Source organism: Sphingobacterium sp. MAE, assembly GCF_056711605.1.
Map to the genome: position 1 here is coordinate 2,102,851 of NZ_CM160044.1, position 19,261 is coordinate 2,122,111.

The 19,261-nt window shown below is 35.1% G+C and carries 16 protein-coding genes and 1 pseudogene; 11 read left to right on the forward strand and 6 right to left on the reverse strand.

What is annotated here, in order from left to right:
* Positions 1 to 103 precede the first annotated feature (103 nt).
* The 4 genes from AC06G9_RS08865 (at position 104) to AC06G9_RS08880 (ending at position 5,906) form a co-directional block, all read left to right on the forward strand.
* Complete coding sequence (locus AC06G9_RS08865) at positions 104 to 2,548, forward strand: TonB-dependent receptor (RefSeq protein ID WP_480957915.1); 2,445 nt, start codon at positions 104 to 106, stop codon at positions 2,546 to 2,548.
* 55 nt (positions 2,549 to 2,603) lie between these two features.
* Positions 2,604 to 3,674: a sensor histidine kinase gene (locus tag AC06G9_RS08870; RefSeq protein ID WP_480957916.1), complete on the forward strand. Its 1,071-nt coding sequence runs from the start codon at positions 2,604 to 2,606 to the stop codon at positions 3,672 to 3,674.
* Complete coding sequence (locus tag AC06G9_RS08875; RefSeq protein ID WP_108157679.1) at positions 3,655 to 4,419, forward strand: LytR/AlgR family response regulator transcription factor; 765 nt, start codon at positions 3,655 to 3,657, stop codon at positions 4,417 to 4,419. Before AC06G9_RS08870 ends, AC06G9_RS08875 begins: the two co-directional genes overlap by 20 nt.
* Before the next feature lie 392 nt (positions 4,420 to 4,811).
* Positions 4,812 to 5,906 (forward strand): Fic family protein, encoded by a 1,095-nt coding sequence (locus AC06G9_RS08880; protein ID WP_108157680.1) that lies wholly within the window; start codon positions 4,812 to 4,814, stop codon positions 5,904 to 5,906.
* Positions 5,907 to 6,987: 1,081 nt separating this feature from the next.
* Here the strand turns inward: AC06G9_RS08880 and AC06G9_RS08885 are convergent.
* From AC06G9_RS08885 to AC06G9_RS08900, 4 genes are all read right to left on the reverse strand, one after another.
* Positions 6,988 to 7,404 (reverse strand): hypothetical protein, encoded by a 417-nt coding sequence (locus AC06G9_RS08885; protein WP_146170993.1) that lies wholly within the window; start codon positions 7,402 to 7,404, stop codon positions 6,988 to 6,990.
* Positions 7,405 to 8,152: 748 nt separating this feature from the next.
* Complete coding sequence (locus AC06G9_RS08890) at positions 8,153 to 8,794, reverse strand: hypothetical protein (protein WP_480957917.1); 642 nt, start codon at positions 8,792 to 8,794, stop codon at positions 8,153 to 8,155.
* Positions 8,795 to 9,092: 298 nt separating this feature from the next.
* The gene (locus AC06G9_RS08895) at positions 9,093 to 10,841 is read right to left on the reverse strand and encodes an IPT/TIG domain-containing protein (protein WP_480957918.1); all 1,749 of its coding nucleotides are present in this window, start codon (positions 10,839 to 10,841) and stop codon (positions 9,093 to 9,095) included.
* Positions 10,842 to 10,856: 15 nt separating this feature from the next.
* A complete protein-coding gene (locus AC06G9_RS08900; RefSeq protein ID WP_480957919.1) occupies positions 10,857 to 12,551 on the reverse strand; it encodes a hypothetical protein in 1,695 nt (564 codons plus the stop codon).
* A gap of 211 nt (positions 12,552 to 12,762) precedes the next feature.
* On the opposite strand from AC06G9_RS08900, the pseudogene AC06G9_RS08905 reads away from it, so the two are divergent.
* The 3 genes and pseudogenes from AC06G9_RS08905 to AC06G9_RS08915 all read left to right on the forward strand — a co-directional run.
* Positions 12,763 to 12,906: pseudogene (locus AC06G9_RS08905) on the forward strand (4Fe-4S dicluster domain-containing protein); the annotation flags it as partial.
* A gap of 240 nt (positions 12,907 to 13,146) precedes the next feature.
* Positions 13,147 to 13,353 carry a hypothetical protein gene (locus AC06G9_RS08910; RefSeq protein WP_480957920.1) on the forward strand — a complete coding sequence of 69 codons (207 nt, stop codon included), beginning with the start codon at positions 13,147 to 13,149 and terminating at the stop codon, positions 13,351 to 13,353.
* A 15-nt stretch (positions 13,354 to 13,368) separates the two neighbouring features.
* On the forward strand, positions 13,369 to 13,809 hold the full coding sequence (locus AC06G9_RS08915) for a hypothetical protein (RefSeq protein ID WP_480957921.1): 441 nt from the start codon (positions 13,369 to 13,371) through the stop codon (positions 13,807 to 13,809).
* A gap of 251 nt (positions 13,810 to 14,060) precedes the next feature.
* Here the strand turns inward: AC06G9_RS08915 and AC06G9_RS08920 are convergent, their stop codons facing one another.
* Positions 14,061 to 14,306 carry an NUDIX domain-containing protein gene (locus tag AC06G9_RS08920; RefSeq protein ID WP_244914334.1) on the reverse strand — a complete coding sequence of 82 codons (246 nt, stop codon included), beginning with the start codon at positions 14,304 to 14,306 and terminating at the stop codon, positions 14,061 to 14,063.
* A gap of 32 nt (positions 14,307 to 14,338) precedes the next feature.
* On the opposite strand from AC06G9_RS08920, the gene AC06G9_RS08925 reads away from it, so the two are divergent.
* The 3 genes from AC06G9_RS08925 (at position 14,339) to AC06G9_RS08935 (ending at position 17,982) form a co-directional block, all read left to right on the forward strand.
* Positions 14,339 to 15,298 carry an HNH endonuclease gene (locus tag AC06G9_RS08925; protein ID WP_480957922.1) on the forward strand — a complete coding sequence of 320 codons (960 nt, stop codon included), beginning with the start codon at positions 14,339 to 14,341 and terminating at the stop codon, positions 15,296 to 15,298.
* 133 nt (positions 15,299 to 15,431) lie between these two features.
* Positions 15,432 to 15,761 (forward strand): nucleotide pyrophosphohydrolase, encoded by a 330-nt coding sequence (locus tag AC06G9_RS08930; RefSeq protein WP_480957923.1) that lies wholly within the window; start codon positions 15,432 to 15,434, stop codon positions 15,759 to 15,761.
* A 1-nt stretch (position 15,762) separates the two neighbouring features.
* Complete coding sequence (locus tag AC06G9_RS08935; protein WP_480957924.1) at positions 15,763 to 17,982, forward strand: DNA/RNA helicase domain-containing protein; 2,220 nt, start codon at positions 15,763 to 15,765, stop codon at positions 17,980 to 17,982.
* Between the two features lie 34 nt (positions 17,983 to 18,016).
* Here AC06G9_RS08935 and AC06G9_RS08940 read toward each other — a convergent pair whose 3' ends face one another.
* A complete protein-coding gene (locus AC06G9_RS08940) occupies positions 18,017 to 18,496 on the reverse strand; it encodes a very short patch repair endonuclease (RefSeq protein ID WP_480957925.1) in 480 nt (159 codons plus the stop codon).
* A gap of 372 nt (positions 18,497 to 18,868) precedes the next feature.
* On the opposite strand from AC06G9_RS08940, the gene AC06G9_RS08945 reads away from it, so the two are divergent.
* The gene (locus AC06G9_RS08945; RefSeq protein ID WP_480957926.1) at positions 18,869 to 19,123 is read left to right on the forward strand and encodes a hypothetical protein; all 255 of its coding nucleotides are present in this window, start codon (positions 18,869 to 18,871) and stop codon (positions 19,121 to 19,123) included.
* Positions 19,124 to 19,261 lie beyond the last annotated feature (138 nt).

Consider the following 19,261-nt stretch of genomic DNA (forward strand, 5'->3'; position numbering starts at 1 on the left):
AAGTGCAAAAATTCGGTTTTAAATGGCGGAATTTCGACCTCATCGTTTTGTGGATGGAATTTTAAAGATGCTTATCTAGTTTAGATCTATAAACTAATTTAATATGAGCATAAGAAGAATTTCCTTCGTATTATTTTTTTCACTGACATCTGTTTTACTATTAAAAGGGGGCTCCATAAAAAAAGTAGAAAATGTAATACCGCAGAGAATTGGATTAGATAGCGTTATATTCTATGGGAAAATTTTAGAACAAGCAACAGAGAAAGTCATCCCGTCTGCGACTATTCAAGTAATCTCCATTAATAATGGAGAAATTGTCGACAAATTGTCATCTGATCAGGCGGGAAGATTTCAGATCCGCAAAGTTCTCAGGGATTCACTATTACTTAAAATTTCACACATTGGTTACGATAGTTTGGATTTGCTATTAACTGCGTCACGCTCAAAAGAGCCTTTAATAATTAAGCTTTTTCAAAAGAGCCGAACCATTGGCGAGGTGTCTGTGCAAATAAAAGTTCCATTAGTGGAAGAAAATGATGGTAAATTAATTTATAACGTTGATGGAGGGAATAATTCTGATACTTTTACTGCAGACGAATTATTAAGAAAAGTACCATATGTCAGCGTTGATTTTAATGGGGAGGTCAAATTACGTGGAAGTTCTAGCGTAAAAGTATTCATTAATGACAAGCCTTCTACTCTGATTGCTGGATCAGTTTCGGACGCGTTGAAATTAGTTCCAGCAAGTATGATTAAGCGTGTAGAAGTCATTACAAATCCAGGTGCCAAATATGATGCAGAGGGTACTGTCGGCATCATAAATATAATAACAAAAAAAGATCTTAAAGGGATAAATGCATTTGTTAATATTTCGGCGGGATCCATTGGAAATACGAATATAGCAGCAGGAGGGGGTATTAGTACGACAAAGTTTTCTTCAAGTGTTTCTTTAACTTCCAATTATTACAGGAATAAAATTCATTCTACATTAGAGAGAAATAGCTATGGAGATCAAACACAGCATTTATTTCAAGAAAGTGATATAAAGACCATTGGGCGTTCTTATGGAGCCAATCTGTCATCAAGCTATAGCTTCTCTCAAAAAAATATTTTATCTGCCGGAATTCAGGTGAATGATGTTAATAATGATCGATATGAGGATATAAATTTCTTGACCTCGTCTGATGGAGTGGGAACGGGTGCAAATTCACGCTCTATAGATAATAAGATTAAAAAACCAGGTTATTCTTTACATCTTGATCACAATTTAAAGATGAAGGGTGAAAACCACGTTTTAATTTCATCGATTATATTAAGTTCATCGAAGGATAATAACCATTATTTTCTTAATCAAGCTCGTGCTTACGATGATAGAAGTTTTAATTTACAAAAGCGTAAAGAACTGTCGGCACAAATAGATTATTCGAAACCTCTTTCTAAAAGGATCAATTTTGAATTAGGAATGAAATATATTGGAAGAGCTTTTAATAGCTCTTCGCAGATGTCGGCATTCGATTATGCTAGCCAAAGTTTTGAACTTATGGACAGTTCATTTAATGATATGGATTATGATCAGCAGATTATTTCTGTTTATAACAGTTACAATGTTTCATTAGGAAAAGGTTTCCGATCCTCTACGGGATTGCGTTACGAAAATACAATAAATGATGGAAGAGTTGACCGATTGCATTCTTTCGAAAATGATTTTGGTCATCTTTTGCCAAGTTTGTCTTTCGTAAAGTCTTTCGAGAAGACTAAGCATTCAATACGATTAAGTTATAATCAGAGGTTACAGAGACCGGGTATTACGTTTCTAAACCCATTTATAAATCGAGCAGATGTCAATAATGTCCGTTCTGGAAATCCAAACCTGAAACCTGAAAAAAGTCATCAAATAGAGTTTGCGTATTCAAATTTCTCAGTTGACAAATTGTTTTTTACAGTGTCACCTTTTTTTACAATCGTGAATAATTCTATTCAAGAGAAAAGAGATGTAGGTTCAGATGGCTCAACCTCTGTTACCTTTCAAAATATAGGAAAAAGTAGATCTTTAGGAGGAAATATCTATTTTTCATATCAGAATTCAAAATTTTCTATTTCACCAAATTTAAATATTTTTTATAGAAAACTTTCAAGTGACGCGTATTCCAATAAAGGGCTTATCATGAATGCCAGTATTTTTGCTTCTGCAAGATTCAGTAAAGGTTACTCATTAGACTTATATTCGAACTATAATACGAGAGAAATTAATTTGCAGGGGTATTCAGATGCGCTCTCGTATTCAATGATTGGTGTGAAGAAAAGTATAATAAATAAAAGTTCAAGTATTTCTCTATCGATATTAGAGCCATTCCATAAAAATGTAAAATTACATAATGAAGTTTCAGGACATAATTTTAATCAAAATTCTACAATAGTAGCACAAATACGACAATTACGTCTAAGTTTTCGTTATCAATTTGGAAAAATTAAAAAGAGTGGCAAAAAGGATGATTCGGATGTTATTGAAGACAAGAACGCTGGAGGTACGGCGATCCCAGTTAATTAAAAGAGAGTAATTAGATCATTAAAACTAAAAAAACTATTCCATAATATAAGGATCAATGAAGAAATTTTTGAGTACATATTTTAGGGCTTATCTGTTTGCTTTTTTATTGTTTGCCATTATTCTATCAAGTGAAGTTAAGTTTAGTTCCGACTATGCGTTGGGTTCTATCTCCGACTTCTTTCTATCGATCTTTCCAAGATCTTTAATTTATAGCATTCCAGTGGCATTTTTAATGTGGTACTGTGGACAATTTGATTTTCAAAAGCCTAAACTTAATAGATTAATACAAATTTTAGCATTTCTCTTAATTGGTGTGTTTGTTACAGTGCTCGAAAAGCTGCTGGAGTATTATTTGGGAACCTGGAACGTCAAAGAATCTTTTGGACTCTTTTTAACTAGCCGCTTCTTTCCCACGTGGCTTGGATTAAATATCTATTCTATAATTTATGGTGCAGTAACTGTGTCTATCTCAAATATGCGCAGAAATGTTCTATTACAGGAGCAACTTCAAACGGCCAGTATCAATGCGATAAAAAGCCAGTTAGAACACCATTTCTTATTTAATAATCTTAATACGCTTTATTCTCTGATAGATGATAATAATCCCAAAGCATTGAACTTTTTACATAATCTTTCCGAGCTGTACCGATATCTTTTAAAGAACGCGGACAACCAAACGGTATCATTAGTGGAAGAGCTTTTGATCGTCGAGAAATTCGTCAAGATGACTCAGGAAAGATATGGTACCAATTTAATCGTTTCGATAAATTATTCACACCAACTTGACGATAAGGCTGTTATTCCTCCTTTGTCAATATATAATCTTGTTGAAAATGTAATAAAACACAACATTATTGATGATCGTCATCAAGTGATATGTACGATCAATGTAAACTCCCAGTTTGTGATTGTCTCAAATAATATGTTTGGTAAAAGGAATTCTTTTGCGAAGGAAAACAGTGGGATTGGTCTGGCAAGCTTAAGGAAAATATATTCGATGCTTTCAACAACAGAAGTGGAAATTGATATCGTTGGCAATTTCTTCATTGTCAAAGTACCAATATTACAATCCCATCAAACCAAAGGAAAAATTAAATTAATGGCATATGAAAATTGTAGTCGTTGAAGACGAAATCGCAGCTTACAATAATATTGAAAGGCTAGTTCGAAAGGCTAAAATGGAATCTCTTTCGATTATAGCATGGCTGAAAAGTATTGAGGAGGCTGAAAAATGGTTCATGCTCAACGGTGAGCCAGATTTATTATTGTTGGATATCCAACTGAGTGATGGCTTAGTATTCGAACTATTTGCCAATTTAGAGGTCAATTGCCCTATTGTATTTACTACAGCGTTTGATCAATATGCTATAAAAGCATTTGATTATAATGCATTGTCCTATCTTTTGAAACCAATTTCACAAATACAGTTTGATGATATGATTAAAAAGGTGTTTCAGAATAGTTCAAATTATAAAATCGATAGTTCTTTACGCCGGATAATTAAACAACTCGATACTTATAATTCTAAAAATATTTTACGTGAACGATTTCTGATTAAAAAAGGTGAAAAGTATTTTGTGGTTAAAACTTCTCATATTTGTTACATATATATAGATCATTCCGTGATATTGGAAACGCTCGAAGGTGAACGGTTTATTTTAGGAAGCACACTTGATGAGCTTGTTAATCAGTTAGATCCCTTGAAGTTTTTTAGATGCAACAGACAAGTAATCGTTCATGTTGATGCCGTCATAACAGTTATTCCTTATTTTAAAAATAGTTTATTATTGAAGCTGAATACGAAGACCGATTTTGAAATTGTAGTTCCTAAAGATAAAGTAAGGGCCTTCAAACTCTGGATGGATAGATAGAATACATGAAAAACATACCTTTTATTTTATAAACAAATTGTGATGAGAACCAGAGCTCTTTCTAATGATTATCCTAATTGCGATGAATATGCAGTGTAGTAAACATCGTACAGGTCATAACATGTATGCAATGAACAGATATATCCTACTTTTTATTTTAGTTTTATCCGGATTAGAGGTCTTTTCCCAGTAACCCACTTATATTTCAAATTTTGATGAATCACAGCTTAGATTCTAAACAAGCTACAATATAACATTGGGATTTAACTCAATAAGTTGATATTATGGACACTACTATTGTGCTGCTTATTTTGTGCGGATATTAAATAGTTTATTCTCCGCTTCTATTGCGGTGAATAATGCTTATATTTACCGCATAAATTTTAGAAGCGATGGCAGTCTATATACACGAACGACATAATTGGACAGATTTCCAATGGAAAGACCAGAAGATACTTAATTTATTAAGCGAAGTTAGACATCTGCAAGGAAAACTTATTGGAAAAGTAGAGTTGCTAGGATTTGAATTACAAGACGAAGCAAACTTAGAAACGCTTATACAAGATGTAGTGAAATCATCAGAAATAGAGGGTGAAATACTTAATCCAGAACAAGTGCGCTTTTCAATAGCTACTCGATTAGGGTTAGATAATTCAGGTTTGATCCAATCTGACCGACATATTGATGGTGTGGTAGAAATGATGATAGATGCTACACAGACTACAGATAAGACCATAAGCATAGAAAGATTATTTGGCTGGCATGGCGCATTATTTCCAATCGGTAGAAGTGGCTTGTACAAGATTGATGTAGCACAATGGAGAAGTGGAGATATGCAAGTGGTTTCGGGAGGAATGGGGAAAGAAGTTGTACACTTTGATGGACCTAAAGCTGAACGTCTCGAGGAGGAAATGAAGAGATTCATAGGCTGGTTTAATATGGATTCTAGTATAGATCCAGTCTTAAAAGCTGCTATTGTACATTTATGGTTTGTGACTGTACATCCATTTGATGATGGAAACGGACGTATTGCTCGTGCATTAACAGATATGCAACTATCGAAAGCGGATGGTGTCAATCAACGCTTTTATAGTATGTCTGCGCAACTTAAACAAGAACGTAAGGAATATTATACGATTCTAGAGAAAACGCAAAAAGGAGATTCTGATATAACCAATTGGGTAGTTTGGTTTTTAAACTGCCTTAGAGAAGCTATTATTGCTTCGAATACGATAATAGATAAAGTCGTGAGAAAACATCACTTTTGGATGCAAAACAATGTTCATATCAGTAACGATAGGCAACGTATGATGTTGAATAAATTGATGGATAATTTTGAAGGAAATCTGACTTCATCAAAATGGGCAAAGATGACCAAGGTATCGGCTGATACCGCATTACGAGATATTACAGATTTAGTTAATAAAGGTATTCTAATTAAAGCAGATTCGGGTGGCAGAAGCACGAATTATGAGCTAAATTGGTAGTCTTTTCATTTTTAACTGCCTATAAGATATATCACCTTTTATCAAGATCATGAAAAGCCATTCTGCCAAGAATGGCTTTTATTTATTTAAAATAACATTAAAATGTTATTTTAAATGTAGATTAATGATAGACCTCCACCATGCGCACAGGTAAAAACCTAGATGTTAACGATGGGAGCAGAGCCGACGATACACAGATTCAGATTTATACAGCTTACACAAGCAATTTCTCAAAAAAATAGAAATTGATTTAGCATTAATTAAAAAGGACGTTGTTCCTATACAACTGAGACAAATAGTAATAAAAATCTGTTTGAGAATTCTCAAACAGATTTTTATTACTATTTGTCTTTGCTTGAAAGTTTTATTTATCTAATTATTTAATAATAAAGCTCTTATAAGCACTCAGCTACTACCGAAAATGATAACTTCTTGTCAAATTCAAATATATTTTATTTTGTATCTGGTGTTTTAATTATATATACCATATAAGTCATTAAATATATTGCTATCGAATTTACATAGGCATAATGTTAATCTGCAAAGTTGTTGTAACTGGACCGCAGTCACTATTCATTTTACAAGTTAGCGTAATCCAATCTCCTTCCATCATATCTTTTACTACATATGAAAAAGGCACGGTGATTTTTACTTCCGTTCCATTTGGAGTAAGAATTATACTATTGTCAGAAATTGACCATTGATGATTTGAATATTGTCCTCCAGTGGTATAGAGAGAGTACTCCCTATCTTTCCAACCTCTTTTTAATGCTAATGGACCATCTATTGCACCATGAAATAGTGGTCCAACATAGATGCTATAATTATAAATCTTTGAACCTATAACAGATTTTAGAGTTACTGAACCTGTACCTTGCCCAATTCTCGTGACCTTCCATTGGTTATTTCCTAAAGCTGTCAGTGTAGCGATACCAGCTGCATTGTCAAGACTAATTGTTCCTGGATTTGTTATTGTGTAAATCGCTTCAGTACATAAATTATCTGGTCCAGTTATCTCTGTGACAGGAGTAACTACAGGAGGTATATAGTATGCTGTAGTGAAGTTTTTAGAGGAGTACCTCTAGGCTGTCCAGGCACCATTTGTTTTTTCACGAAACTTAAACTTTACAGCTCCTATTTTTACTAAATTAGCTTTAAAAGTAATTGGAATAAATTTTGGCTGACTAATTATAGCATATGAGGGCGAAAAATCTGAATTTGAAAAAGTTACAACATCTGATAATATAAGCTCACTTGAATTTATATCTAAAATAAAATATCCTTCAGCTTCTAATTGTTTACTTTCACTTCCCGCCCAACGTACTAGATTTAGAGCTAAAGTTATAGATTCTTGATTGGTATGAGTTTGTACAATTATTTTGCCATTTTGAAGTGCTGAGTTTGGAGGACTGAAATCAGCATCATTAACAATATTATTTTGGGAAAATGCATTATTGCACATCAAAAGAACAAAAAATGCGATTAAAAAATTTTTCATAATTTACATGATGTACGATTATAGGCCTAAATATTTTATTGGATCTAGCTTGAGATTATCATAATCTACTATGTAAAAATATTTCAAGTTTTCTTCAAACCGTAATTGATCAACCGGAATGGCCGTTGCTTTGCTCATTTCAATAAATAAAAAGTTTCTGTCATAACTTTTTGAATTTAGTAAAGTTATTCTCGAAGTATCGTTTTTTTCGTCTACTTTTTCGACATTCTCTTACTGCAAGACAGTAGTGCAATAAAGAGAAAAAAAAATGGTAAAATTATTTTTTTCATATTTTTTATAATTGTTTCCAATAAAGATAGTAATAATTAGTTGTATTTTCATCTGATTTAATAATTTTTAAATATATCATAGTTTATGAACACAATATTTATGGGAACAAGCCTCATAAACGAAAAAAAGAGGTAGTGCTTTGACATAACTTACATAAAACTCTGAACCATGAAGATTTTTTTTAACTTTTCTGTTTCATAGAAAATTAGGGCTATAAAACATTATTACCTGTGTTTGGTCTGGTGCAGAAGAGAACTGGACACTTTTGCTTTTCAGGAGAAAAATGGTGATCTTTTACAGTAAGGATAAAGAGGGGAATATTCATTCGTTAGATCATCTTGAATACCGTTACGATGATCACCAAGCACCAATTTAGGGAAGGAGTGGGTATCATGATTGAATTGCCATATGAATATTTAGTCCGTGTTTATTCAAAATACATAACACATTAATGGAATTAATCCAGAATCGGAATCGCTTTTAAAGTCTTTGGTGGATTATCCGTTAACAATATCTTGCTGATAGCGTTTAGATTGTACATACTAACAGGAGCGAAGCTCAGTGGACTCACATGATATATGCCCTCGTTATCGTAAGATTTCTTGTTCTGACGGTCTAAAGGGTTATCATTGTTAAAGACTTTTACTAGGCCAGATTTTTCCAGTTTATAGACCGCATGTTTCAACTGACTGGTATTTCCCAGCTGCGCTGCAATATCTTTTCTGTCCTTTAATGTTTGACTCCATTTTAGACTATCACCATCTAATCGGTGCTGGTATCTGGGTGTTATTTCCCACCAACCACCAATAGCATGATTATCTTGATGTGCAACAACTAAGCTGTCTCCAGATACAACTTCGTCGACGTCATATTGTGCTTGTCTGATATAAAACAATGTATCTCGTTTATTTCTTACTTCGATACAAGAATACATGACATAGTCGTCTAAGAATGACAGGTTTTTAAAAAGGCTGTAAACGATCACTGAGCTATCTTTATTAGACCAATCTGCTTGTTTACCCTTTTCCCAATCTTTGATTTCACTGTGTGGTACTTGATCATACTCATTTTCATCTCTAGAGCAACTATGGTAAATCATAGCGCCTAAAACTATGACACATAACCTACTTTTCCAATTCCAAAGTTTGTTTTTTTTCAGTTCGTAACCAAGATAAACAATTGTTATGAGCTGCTAATTAGAGCAAGTAGAAAATCTAGCATGGCATAGCAGGGATTGTATAAAGATGTGTAGTTCCTCCTGCTAAGACATCCTAAAAAGAAAGAACCCCAAATTGGTTAACAATGGGATTCTTTCTTTTACACTCATTTTTTGTTATTTCATGAGATTAAACTCAAAATAAGTGGAATAATGGGTACAGTAGCAATATAGTTTTTCATCATAAGGTTTCAAAATAACCGCTGGACTGATAGATTTTGTTCGCGGCTTCTGCTGATATTTTAACCTTCCCTTTGCTGGCCATCATAGGTACGGTGAACATGATTTCGTCATTACTAATCGGTATCGGTGTAATTTGGATATCACCAATAAGAATCCTCCGTGCATATTTGATATTTTTACCTTTTACATGGACCACCGAACCCGTGAGACCACTTGCAGGCGCAAAACTATCTAATGTGATTCCAAGTGAATTTATTTCGAGTATTTTGTCGCTTAGTCTACTTTCTCTACTTCCTGTTATGTAACCAACCTTGATTTTATTTGTTTCAAAATTGTTGAGATACCAAGCAAACGTTATCTCTCCATCTTTTTGGCACATAATTTCAGAAGAGAGGTTATTTTTACCTTGTATGGCGTACATCGCGCCTTTAAAAAAGGTTCCGTAAACGGTAATCGATTCGCCTTCATAGGCACTAGATTTATCACTCGAGATCCAGTCAAAGTTTTTTACTGTAATCTGATTAGGTATCGTGATATCATAGAACGAATCTTTAATATTTAAAGTATAGTTTCCAGGTTTTAGATCACCGATTGTAAAGTCAAAGTTATCCCCATTTACACCATTATGTTTTACAGGTAGACCACCAACAGTAAAATCAAAATACATTCCCGCGTTAAAATCCGAAAAACCTGGCCACCGCATGCTGACCAAACTTTCTGGATGGACAAATGGCTGGTCAATCATCACTTTCAATAGATCCGGAACATAAAATTCAATTTCCTCTTTAAAGATTACCGTTTCTACACCATTGGTATACCCAAATTTAAGACGATTTCCCTTTACCCGTAGATCTTGTATTTGGTTAAACTGTAATTCACTGGCAAAGGGTATCCTCATATCACCAAATATTAACATGAAATCTTTTGATGCATGCAAATGATGCGGTACATTGATCCCCTTGATCTCTATGATATCATATGGACTAAATACTGTTTTCGTTGGAGGGAGAACTTCTCCTAGAATAGTTGTTTTAGCCACATCAGCATAAAAAGATCCATATGGAAACTCTTTTCTTTCGAATAAAAAGCCTATTTCCGCACCATGGTATAACCCTGTTGCATAGGGTACTTTAAAGCGGATTGTTTTTTTATCCGCAGCTAATATATAAGGTATTTCATTACTTTCTATACTTTTTGTGTTGGGGTTTTGGAAGTATGCTTTAAACTTATAATTGGCGTCTATCTTTTCAAAATCACCTTTTACGACCAGTTCGTCTCCAGATTTTGACTTTTCAAATGCTTGTGTCTGGCTTTTGAATCCATCCAGTTTAAAAGAGTTGAATTCGCCCCTATAGTATCCTTTTGCCGTACGTACGTAAAAGCTATATGCGTACGTGATATCCAAAGAGAACGGTTCGGTCGGTTTATATTGAAATGTGATCGTAGGGCCTGTGGTTTCTTTACCCGCCTCGATTTCCTTTTCCTTGCGCTCTGTTCCATATTGATCTATCGTTTTCACAATAAAACCATAACTTAAGATTTTTTGGTTCTGTATCGTATCGATAGATCCAAAGAGCGTAACACCAGTTTTACTCAGCTGTTCCATATGTCGAGTTTGTACGACGATCTTATCTTCGGTCGTTTGTACATATTCGACTTCCTGTACTTTCTTACACGATATAGATAGCATCACGCTACTCATCGTTAGTAGAAGGAGGATATATTGCAGTTTTTTATGTAGGAGCATATTAATATTCAGCTATTAGATTAATTCAAATGTTTCTTTACCTTTCACCCATTTATCTCCAAAAAGAAGGTTGATTTCGATCTTTCCTTTAAATTGTATATCCCGTGGTATAGTAAATTTAATTTCATCATAACCCGACTCGCGCCATACTAGTCGACCGCCAAAATAAATCATACCATAATATATCCCTTTGCCTACCAGTGTGATTTGGTCTCCAGCCTTGCCTTTTTTAGGGTAGAAATCGTTAAATTCAGGAGCGAGTACTTCCACATTGAAGTTAGTTTTACTTATATATTCTTGATCATCCTTGCCACGGTAACCGACAGAAACAGGATACGTACCTGGAGGAATAGGCGGAATCACAACATCAATTTGACCATCACGTAAAGATTGTGACGATATACCAGCATCATGATTGCCAAGTTTGACCAAGTAGGGGATGCCTGCTCTAAAATTACCGGTTATCTTTACTAGATGATCATAATAACCTCTATTTTGCGTTATAGTAGTTGGGCGCAACTTGCTGACCTTAACTTTAGCTTGACTTGTGTACGTAAAAAAAGGGCTAGCTGCCGATAAGGGATATTCACCTTCAGGAAGGTTATCAATAGTAAATTCATGCACCCCCGTCCAATTTGATCTCACATATGCGGGTTTATTACCAACCGAATATGTCGTGAGGTCAGGTTGAGCATATTGGGAGAAATCTAGGCCAATAAATGTTCCCGAACTACCAGGGTGGATCTCTGCGACATAAAATTGTAATGCGTTTGCCGGGGGTTGTTTGATTGTAATTTTTTGTTTAAAAAACACCGAGTCTTTTCCGTTGAAATAGCCTAATTTATAACTTGTAGCAGGTTGCTTATAAGTCAAGGTGGATAGGTCCATTTCAGATTGATATGGCAATGAATTGTTGCCAAACAAGATGTAAAAAGGTTCTTTTAGCGTACCATTTAAGCCTAGGCCCCTCAAAGTTATCTTTTCACTATACATATAGTTGTAATCTTTGGGCTCTTCTAGCTTTCCTACGATCTTGACAGAAGGTAATGTCGCACTTCCATATACACCAGTAGCATGAGACTTATTTAGGAGTATTGGATTCATTGTATTGCCATGTGTTTGATCTGTAGGAATAGTATATGTCAACGTTTTCAGATCATTTCCCACCGTAAAGGGTATTTCCACCTTACTGTCATAGTTAGCATGCAGCGTATATTTGTCTTTTATTTTTGTAAAATCTCCGATTACCGTGATTTTATCATTAGGAGAAGCGATAAAATCATTATTGTATTCGATATCGTACCAATTAAAGGCTACGCTAGTAGATTCTCCTCTATAAAGATCTCTATCTGTTTTGACATAATAGTAATACTTAATAACAGTGGCATTCTCGATTTCAGCGGGGAATTTGATCGTATTGTTAATCTTTCCTGTAATTGCTTTGTTTCCTAGCGAATATCTTATTTCTTTTTTCTCAACGTTGTTCTGGTATTCGTATTCTAAAACAAAACCATGATCAAGAATTGTTTCATCATTGAGGTACAATAAACGGCCAGAGAAAGTAATAGATGATTCATCTGCATGATCATTGATCAGCGTTTCAATTTGTATTGCCTTACTGTCAGGCACTGTTTCTACTATTTTTTCTACCTTTTTACAGGACAAAAAAAAGCATAAACAAGCCAGGTAAGAAATTAGTATTCCTTTCATTAAATTTGGGTTAATTATGTTGCAAAAGTAGGTTTTGGAAAGAAAAAATCAAAATGTTAGAAATTAAATCTTTAATAGTCACTTGAAAATAGATAATCAAGAATCTAAGTCGTACAGCTTTATTTTTTCCTGAGCTAAAAACATCTACGATTGAAAAATCAAGAAGATATAATGAGAAAACCAAAGTTTTTACTTTAGTACTGGCTGTGGCTTTTGCAGAGAATCGTGTGGTCCAGACGCTTTACGCGTAACCGAGGGATATATAAATGGCAAATTAAATACAATTAAAGCGTTTATTAAAGAAGCAGATTGTATAGGCTGTGGTCTTTGTGCAGTCATATGTCCGTTTGGTACTATATACGATGAGGATAATTTTCCAAAGGATGAATTTTCTACTAGATTCCCAGAAGGTTATGATGAAAATTTTCTTAACATTAGAGAAAGATTTAATATTACTGCATTAAAAGATATTGTTGATAAAGCAGGGTTAGCGAGCGGTCTTCAGTCTTTAAGTCATGCAGCTATTACTAAATTCATCAAATTAACTGGTGGAGTAGATATATCTCCTGTATTTGAAAAAGCGCTGAAATATAATGTGCTTCATAAATTAGCCTTTGCAGGAACAATTGTTAATGGTTATGAAGTAATAGTTGCTCTTTCTGATGGTGAAATTACGGATGATGATATGATAGATGCTACTAAATTTATATTTTTGGATGCTTTGACATATGTCCCTGGTCCTATAGGATTACTTATGACAGGTCTTTCTGTCGGTGTAACTTTTGTCACAAATAGTAAATAATGGAAATTTAATAAAATGGTGAAATCAAAATTGGGTATCGGGTTCTATTGTATTTTGTTTGGAATAATAGCCGCAATTGTGTTATTTATCTGTGTAATATATACTAATTTACAATATGGTGAAGTTTATTTTAGGTCTTTCAAATGGTATTATTATTTGTTAATGCCTGTAGGGCTTTATGCTTTTTATATAGCGTTACAAACACCATATTCTGTCGAGCTCAATGGTCGTGTACTAACTGTAAAATCAGTTTTCAAAAATTATCATTTTGACTTCAACATCCAGTCCGATATACAGGTTTACGAGGAAAAAGAATTTTCTAAATTAGGTACATTTCACAGACTTGTTATTCACGATCCCAGAAGTTCAACCGTAAGCATTACTGAATTTTCTCTTAGAAATTACAAATCATTCCGCGATGAAATTAATCGTTTTCAAGAAATATTAATACGTTAAATCTTTGCGATTTACGATAACTTGTTAATAATTTCATCAAGCAAGATTTCTTACTTGTCTTGTAGTCAATGCCTTATTTAGTAAGTAGATGGGCATTGACTAATTTACGCGTTTCGGCAGATCAGCTTCCGCCCATTCGTAATTTAATAATTCCGATGTGTCTACCCATATTGCTGACTATGTTTTGTGGGCACTACTTTACCAAATTCCCATTTGCAGCTAAAAGGATAGGTGCAAATGGAAAAATCAGATTATTGATGCTCTACAGGATTCAGCGCACGGTCAATGGTAATAATCATACCTAGTTCTTCTTTGATTTCTCTTTGTAGACAATCTTCCTTAGATTCCTCTGGTTCAATCTTGCCACCAGGAAATTCCCATTTCATCGGGTGCTTCATCTTCGCAGAACGTTGACAAATCAACACTTTTTTATTCTTTTCAAACATACCACAGGTTACTTGTAGCATCGTGTTTATAGGTAATGAAACTCTCTCCATATTTTACTTTGCATTTCCTATCTTTGACCAACATGAGCAATCTGAGCCTATATCTAAAAGCATTTGCAAGATTAAAACAAGGGATTACCAAATATGGTAAAGCACCTCATAAACCAGTTTTTCTATTAACTCTGATCGAGTTAATAGAAAAAGGCCTGGATAATGACAATCATTTTCTTGTCAATGCAGATCTTGTAGGTCTTTTTCAGGAGAATTGGCGGCTGTTGGTTACCACAGCACATCAGCCCGATTTTACTCAGCCATTTTATTATCTGCAGAGCGATCAGGTCGATGAACAGTCTTTTTGGTTTATCCATACTCACCATGGAGCTCCTATGCAAGCTCATATCAAAAGCGTTAGTACATTAGCATCCATTGTTGCTTACGGAAGTCTTTCACCTCAATTATACGCATTATTGCAATCGCTTGAAAATAGGAAATTAATCCGAAATTCTATTTTGGCGCATTATTTCCCTAACCAACTTCAATATTATTACGAGCATAAACAAATCGGGGATGGGTATTATCACGATCTGCAGGCTTTGGTACTCAATGATCCCGAAGTCAAGTATAAACATATGGTGATTCATACCGAGGAAGATGTATTTATACGATCACACCTTTTCAAAAGATATATCCCCCAGTTGTATCAGGATACCTGTGCGATGACAGGTATGCAGTTGCGGTCTACGTACAATCACAATTTTATCGATGCTTGTCATATCGTACCTTTTTCCATTTCGCACGATGACAAGGTCACGAATGGATTAGCACTATGTCCAAATCTCCACCGAGCATTTGATCGTGGCTTGGTTTCCGTAGATCAAGATTATCGTATTTTGGTTTCCAGACATATACGCGAACTTGGAGAGCATCCCTATAGTCTCAAAAAATTAGAAGGAACTAAAATTATAATACCAAAAACTGAGCAATACTATCCAGCACCAGAAAATCTGGCATGGCATAGGAGTGAAGTGTTTAAAAAAGGCTAATAGTGATAAATAGCACATTCGCCACGTAGAACAAGATCGTTAAGTTTCGCGGATTAATCCCTTTCCCTAATTGTATTTCAAACAATATTTCAGATATTTGGGTAGTACCCAACAGTAGTTAAAAGATTTCATCATGTCCGACATTCAACAATTATTAGAGCAGATCCGTCAGTTTAGAGATGCCCGAGATTGGGAGCAATTTCACAATTCCAAAGATTTAGCTTTGGCATTGAGTATTGAAGCATCCGAGCTTCTTGAGCTTTTCTTATGGAAAGGCAATGAAGATGCTGATCCTGATAAACTCAAAAAAGAATTAGCCGATGTTTTGATGTACACGCTGTTGCTTGCCGATAAGCATGGCTTAGATGTGAAAGAGATCGTGGAGGAAAAGATGAAACTGAATAACGAAAAGTACCCGGTCGAGAAAGCAAAAGGAACGGCAAAGAAATATAACGAATTATAGCATGTCACCATTCGATATTAACGAAGTACATATCATCCCAGTACGACCAACGGGGGAGGTGCAAGGCGAGTTTGATGACGAACTCGATCTCTACAACAGCGCGCTGGTATACCTGCTCAATGATAAAAAATCGATTTATATCGGTGAATCCATCAATATCAAGAATCGTTTTTCCAATCACAATGCACACCTAGTCAAGAAAGATTTATTGAGTAGGCATGTTATATTTTCTCACCTATTTAATAAATCAGTTATGCTTCATCTAGAAGCATTTCTGATCAATCATTTTTCCGCAGAGAAAGGGTTGAAACTTGTCAATGCCAATCTCGGTAATAACGGACACTACTACCACCGTAAGAAACAGTATGAACTGTTGTTTCCGCAGATCTGGAATCAACTTGAAGAACTGCATATCGCCCGTACCTCATTCGAGGAAATCATCAATAGCAATGTCTTTAAATATTCACCCTATAAGAGTCTCAACCTTGATCAGCAGCAAGCCGTACTTGCCTGTTTAGAAACTTTAGTGGAGGATAAAAAAGGAATATTTATACAAGGGAATGCCGGCACAGGCAAGACCATTATAGCCATTTATGTACTCAAGCTCCTGGTGACACCGATACGCTATTTTGAGCAGTTTGAGATGGAAGATGAGTTCTCTGTAGCAGCTTTCACCCTGCTGAAGCGATACCGGGATCAGCATGGCATTACAGAAGCAAATGAAGACCAGCTCAAAGATCAGATCGCTATAGTTGTATCGATGACCTCGCTGCGCAGTACCCTGCAAAAAGTTTTTAGAGCCATCGATCAGCTAAGTGCCAATATGGTCATATCACCTACCGATATTTCAAAGCGGAGCTATAAAGTCGTTCTGGTAGACGAGGCACACCGTCTCCGTCGACGTAAGAACATATCCGGATATGGAGATTTTGATAAAAGTAATAAGCGACTTGATTTAGATGTCCACACCGGAACGGAGTTGGACTGGATCGTGAAGCAATCCGAAAATCAGATATTCTTTTACGACAGCAACCAGTCTATACGACCGACAGATCTACCATCATCATATTTTGAAGATTTAAAAAACTCTACAGCCTATAAAACTGTCCGTCTGCATACACAGATCCGTTCCGAAGGCGGCGATCTGTTTACCGATTTTGTCCATCGCTTATTTGACTTAGACCTATTGCCTCAAGAGCGGTTCGAATCCAAAGGTTTTGAACTGAAGCTCTACGAAAGCTTTGTCGATATGCGTGAGCAGATATTTCAACGAGAAGCAGAAGTAGGTATATCCAGATTAGTAGCCGGATTTAGCTGGGAATACAAGACCAAAAACAAAAAGAATAGGCATCTCTATGATATGACTATCGAAGGCGTCGATCTACGTTGGAATTCCACAGCAAAAGACTGGATAAATTCAAAAGATGCCATACATGAAGTCGGGAGTATCCATACCGTCTTTGGCAATGACCTCAATTATATCGCTATTGTCTTTGGTAAAGAAATTGATTATGACCCGATCAATCATAAGATCACAGTCGATCGTGACCAGTACAAAGACACCAACGGAAAGAATAATACCAACGAACTTGATTTACTGTTCTATGTCAAAAATGTATATAAAACTTTAATGTTTCGGGGGATCCGCGGAGTCTATCTTTATGCCACCAATCCCAATCTAAAAGATTATTTAAGTCAGTATATGGACGTTGTAAAGCGCTCAAATGCAGGTGATTCAACTGTTGCCCCCGCTTATGTCATTAGCGATTTTCAGACAACAGGTAGTATCCCATATTACGATCTTGAGATTGCGGCAGGTAGTTTTTCCGAGCTTCAACAGGCCGAAGAGGTTACTTATATCCAGATTGAAGGGACGACTATGGACCCAGATCGTTATTTTGCCTGTAAGGTAGTAGGAGAGTCTATGAATCAGATGATCCCCAATGGCGCTATCTGTCTCTTTGAGAAATATCAAGGAGGTTCTCGCAATGGATTGATCTGTCTAGTCGAGTCCAATGATTTTATGGATAGCGAATTTGGAGCTCATTATACCATTAAGAAGTATTGCAGTAAGAAAACGGTCAGTGAAGAGGGGTGGGAGCACCAAGAGATCACACTTTTACCCATGTCCAATGACGATTCTTTTCAACCTATTGCACTTCGGGATGAAGAGTTGTCGGATCTAAAAGTGGTGGGCGTGTTTAAGAGGGTGTTGAAATAATTAAATTGAAACTAAATCCTCCATTTGAAAACGTTTACCGCCACAATCTTCTAGTTTCCAAAAATAGATCAATTTGGTTCAAAACCACGGGAAGGTTTTTTAAAATATCCTGGGTCCAGAAGCGGAATACGGTATAGTTCATTTCCCTTAATGCGCGATTTGCTCTTTCATCTTTCTGCATGTTGCGTTCTATCTTAGGTATCCAGAATAAGCGATTAGATTTAATGCGATTGCGGTTATTTTTCCAGTCGAAACCATGGCAGAACTCACCATCGACAAATATGGCAAGCTTATACTTTTTGATGACGATATCAGGAGTGCCTGGTAGAGATTTATCGTGCAGCCGAAAGCGTACATTTTTTGCCCACAATGCTTTTCTTAAAATCAGTTCAGGTTTAGAATTTTTACCTCTAATTTTGGACATCAGGCGACTACGCTTAGAACTAGTATAAAAGCCAGCTTTTTCTTCGAAACGAGGTACATGAATTATATTTGAATGCTCATAAGACTGCATAACATAAATTTATGGAATATTGTGAGAAGAAAGAAGAGGAGTGGTTATGTTATTTATTCAAACTTTTATAGTTTTGATCATGATGTAATATCTAATTTAAACCAATAGAATTATGAGTAATATGATGTTTAGTAAAAGATTAGCCAGTTATTATTATGAAAATTTAACCTATTCCAAGTTGATATATGGAATGAGTGAAAGAAAGTTTAAACGGTCTAGTATGCTATTCGTATCCATGTACTTTATCTCGCTTTTTACTGTTTTTGGTCTTAGTATCTATTTTTCTGATTTTTACTCATTACTTAAGTTTGTGCTTGTTTTTTTCATCGTTAATTATTTGTGGTTTGAAATTTTTTGATACAGAGAAGAATTTTGAATGATAAATGGTTAAAATCGCATCAGGATTTTGCCGATTTATCATTATCAGATGCGCTGTTTATCTACCGAGTTCGAGAAATGAATAATCAGATGGATTTGTTTAATATAAATAATAGAAAATTAGCAAACATCATTAATGATATAGAATTAATGCGGAATAATCAGAAATTTAAAAGTAATGTTTTATTTGCACTTATAGGTGGTGGGCTTGTAATGGGGAATGATTCCATCAAAGCGCTTTTAGGGTAATACTTGAATACTAAGGATAGTGTGGTTATAAGTTCATTCCATCTATTTTTAATAATAGTTCTAATTCCAGTTATATATTTTAGCGTAATACCAATTTATACCTTGGAATATGGTCAGTGGACTGCCAATCAGAATCTG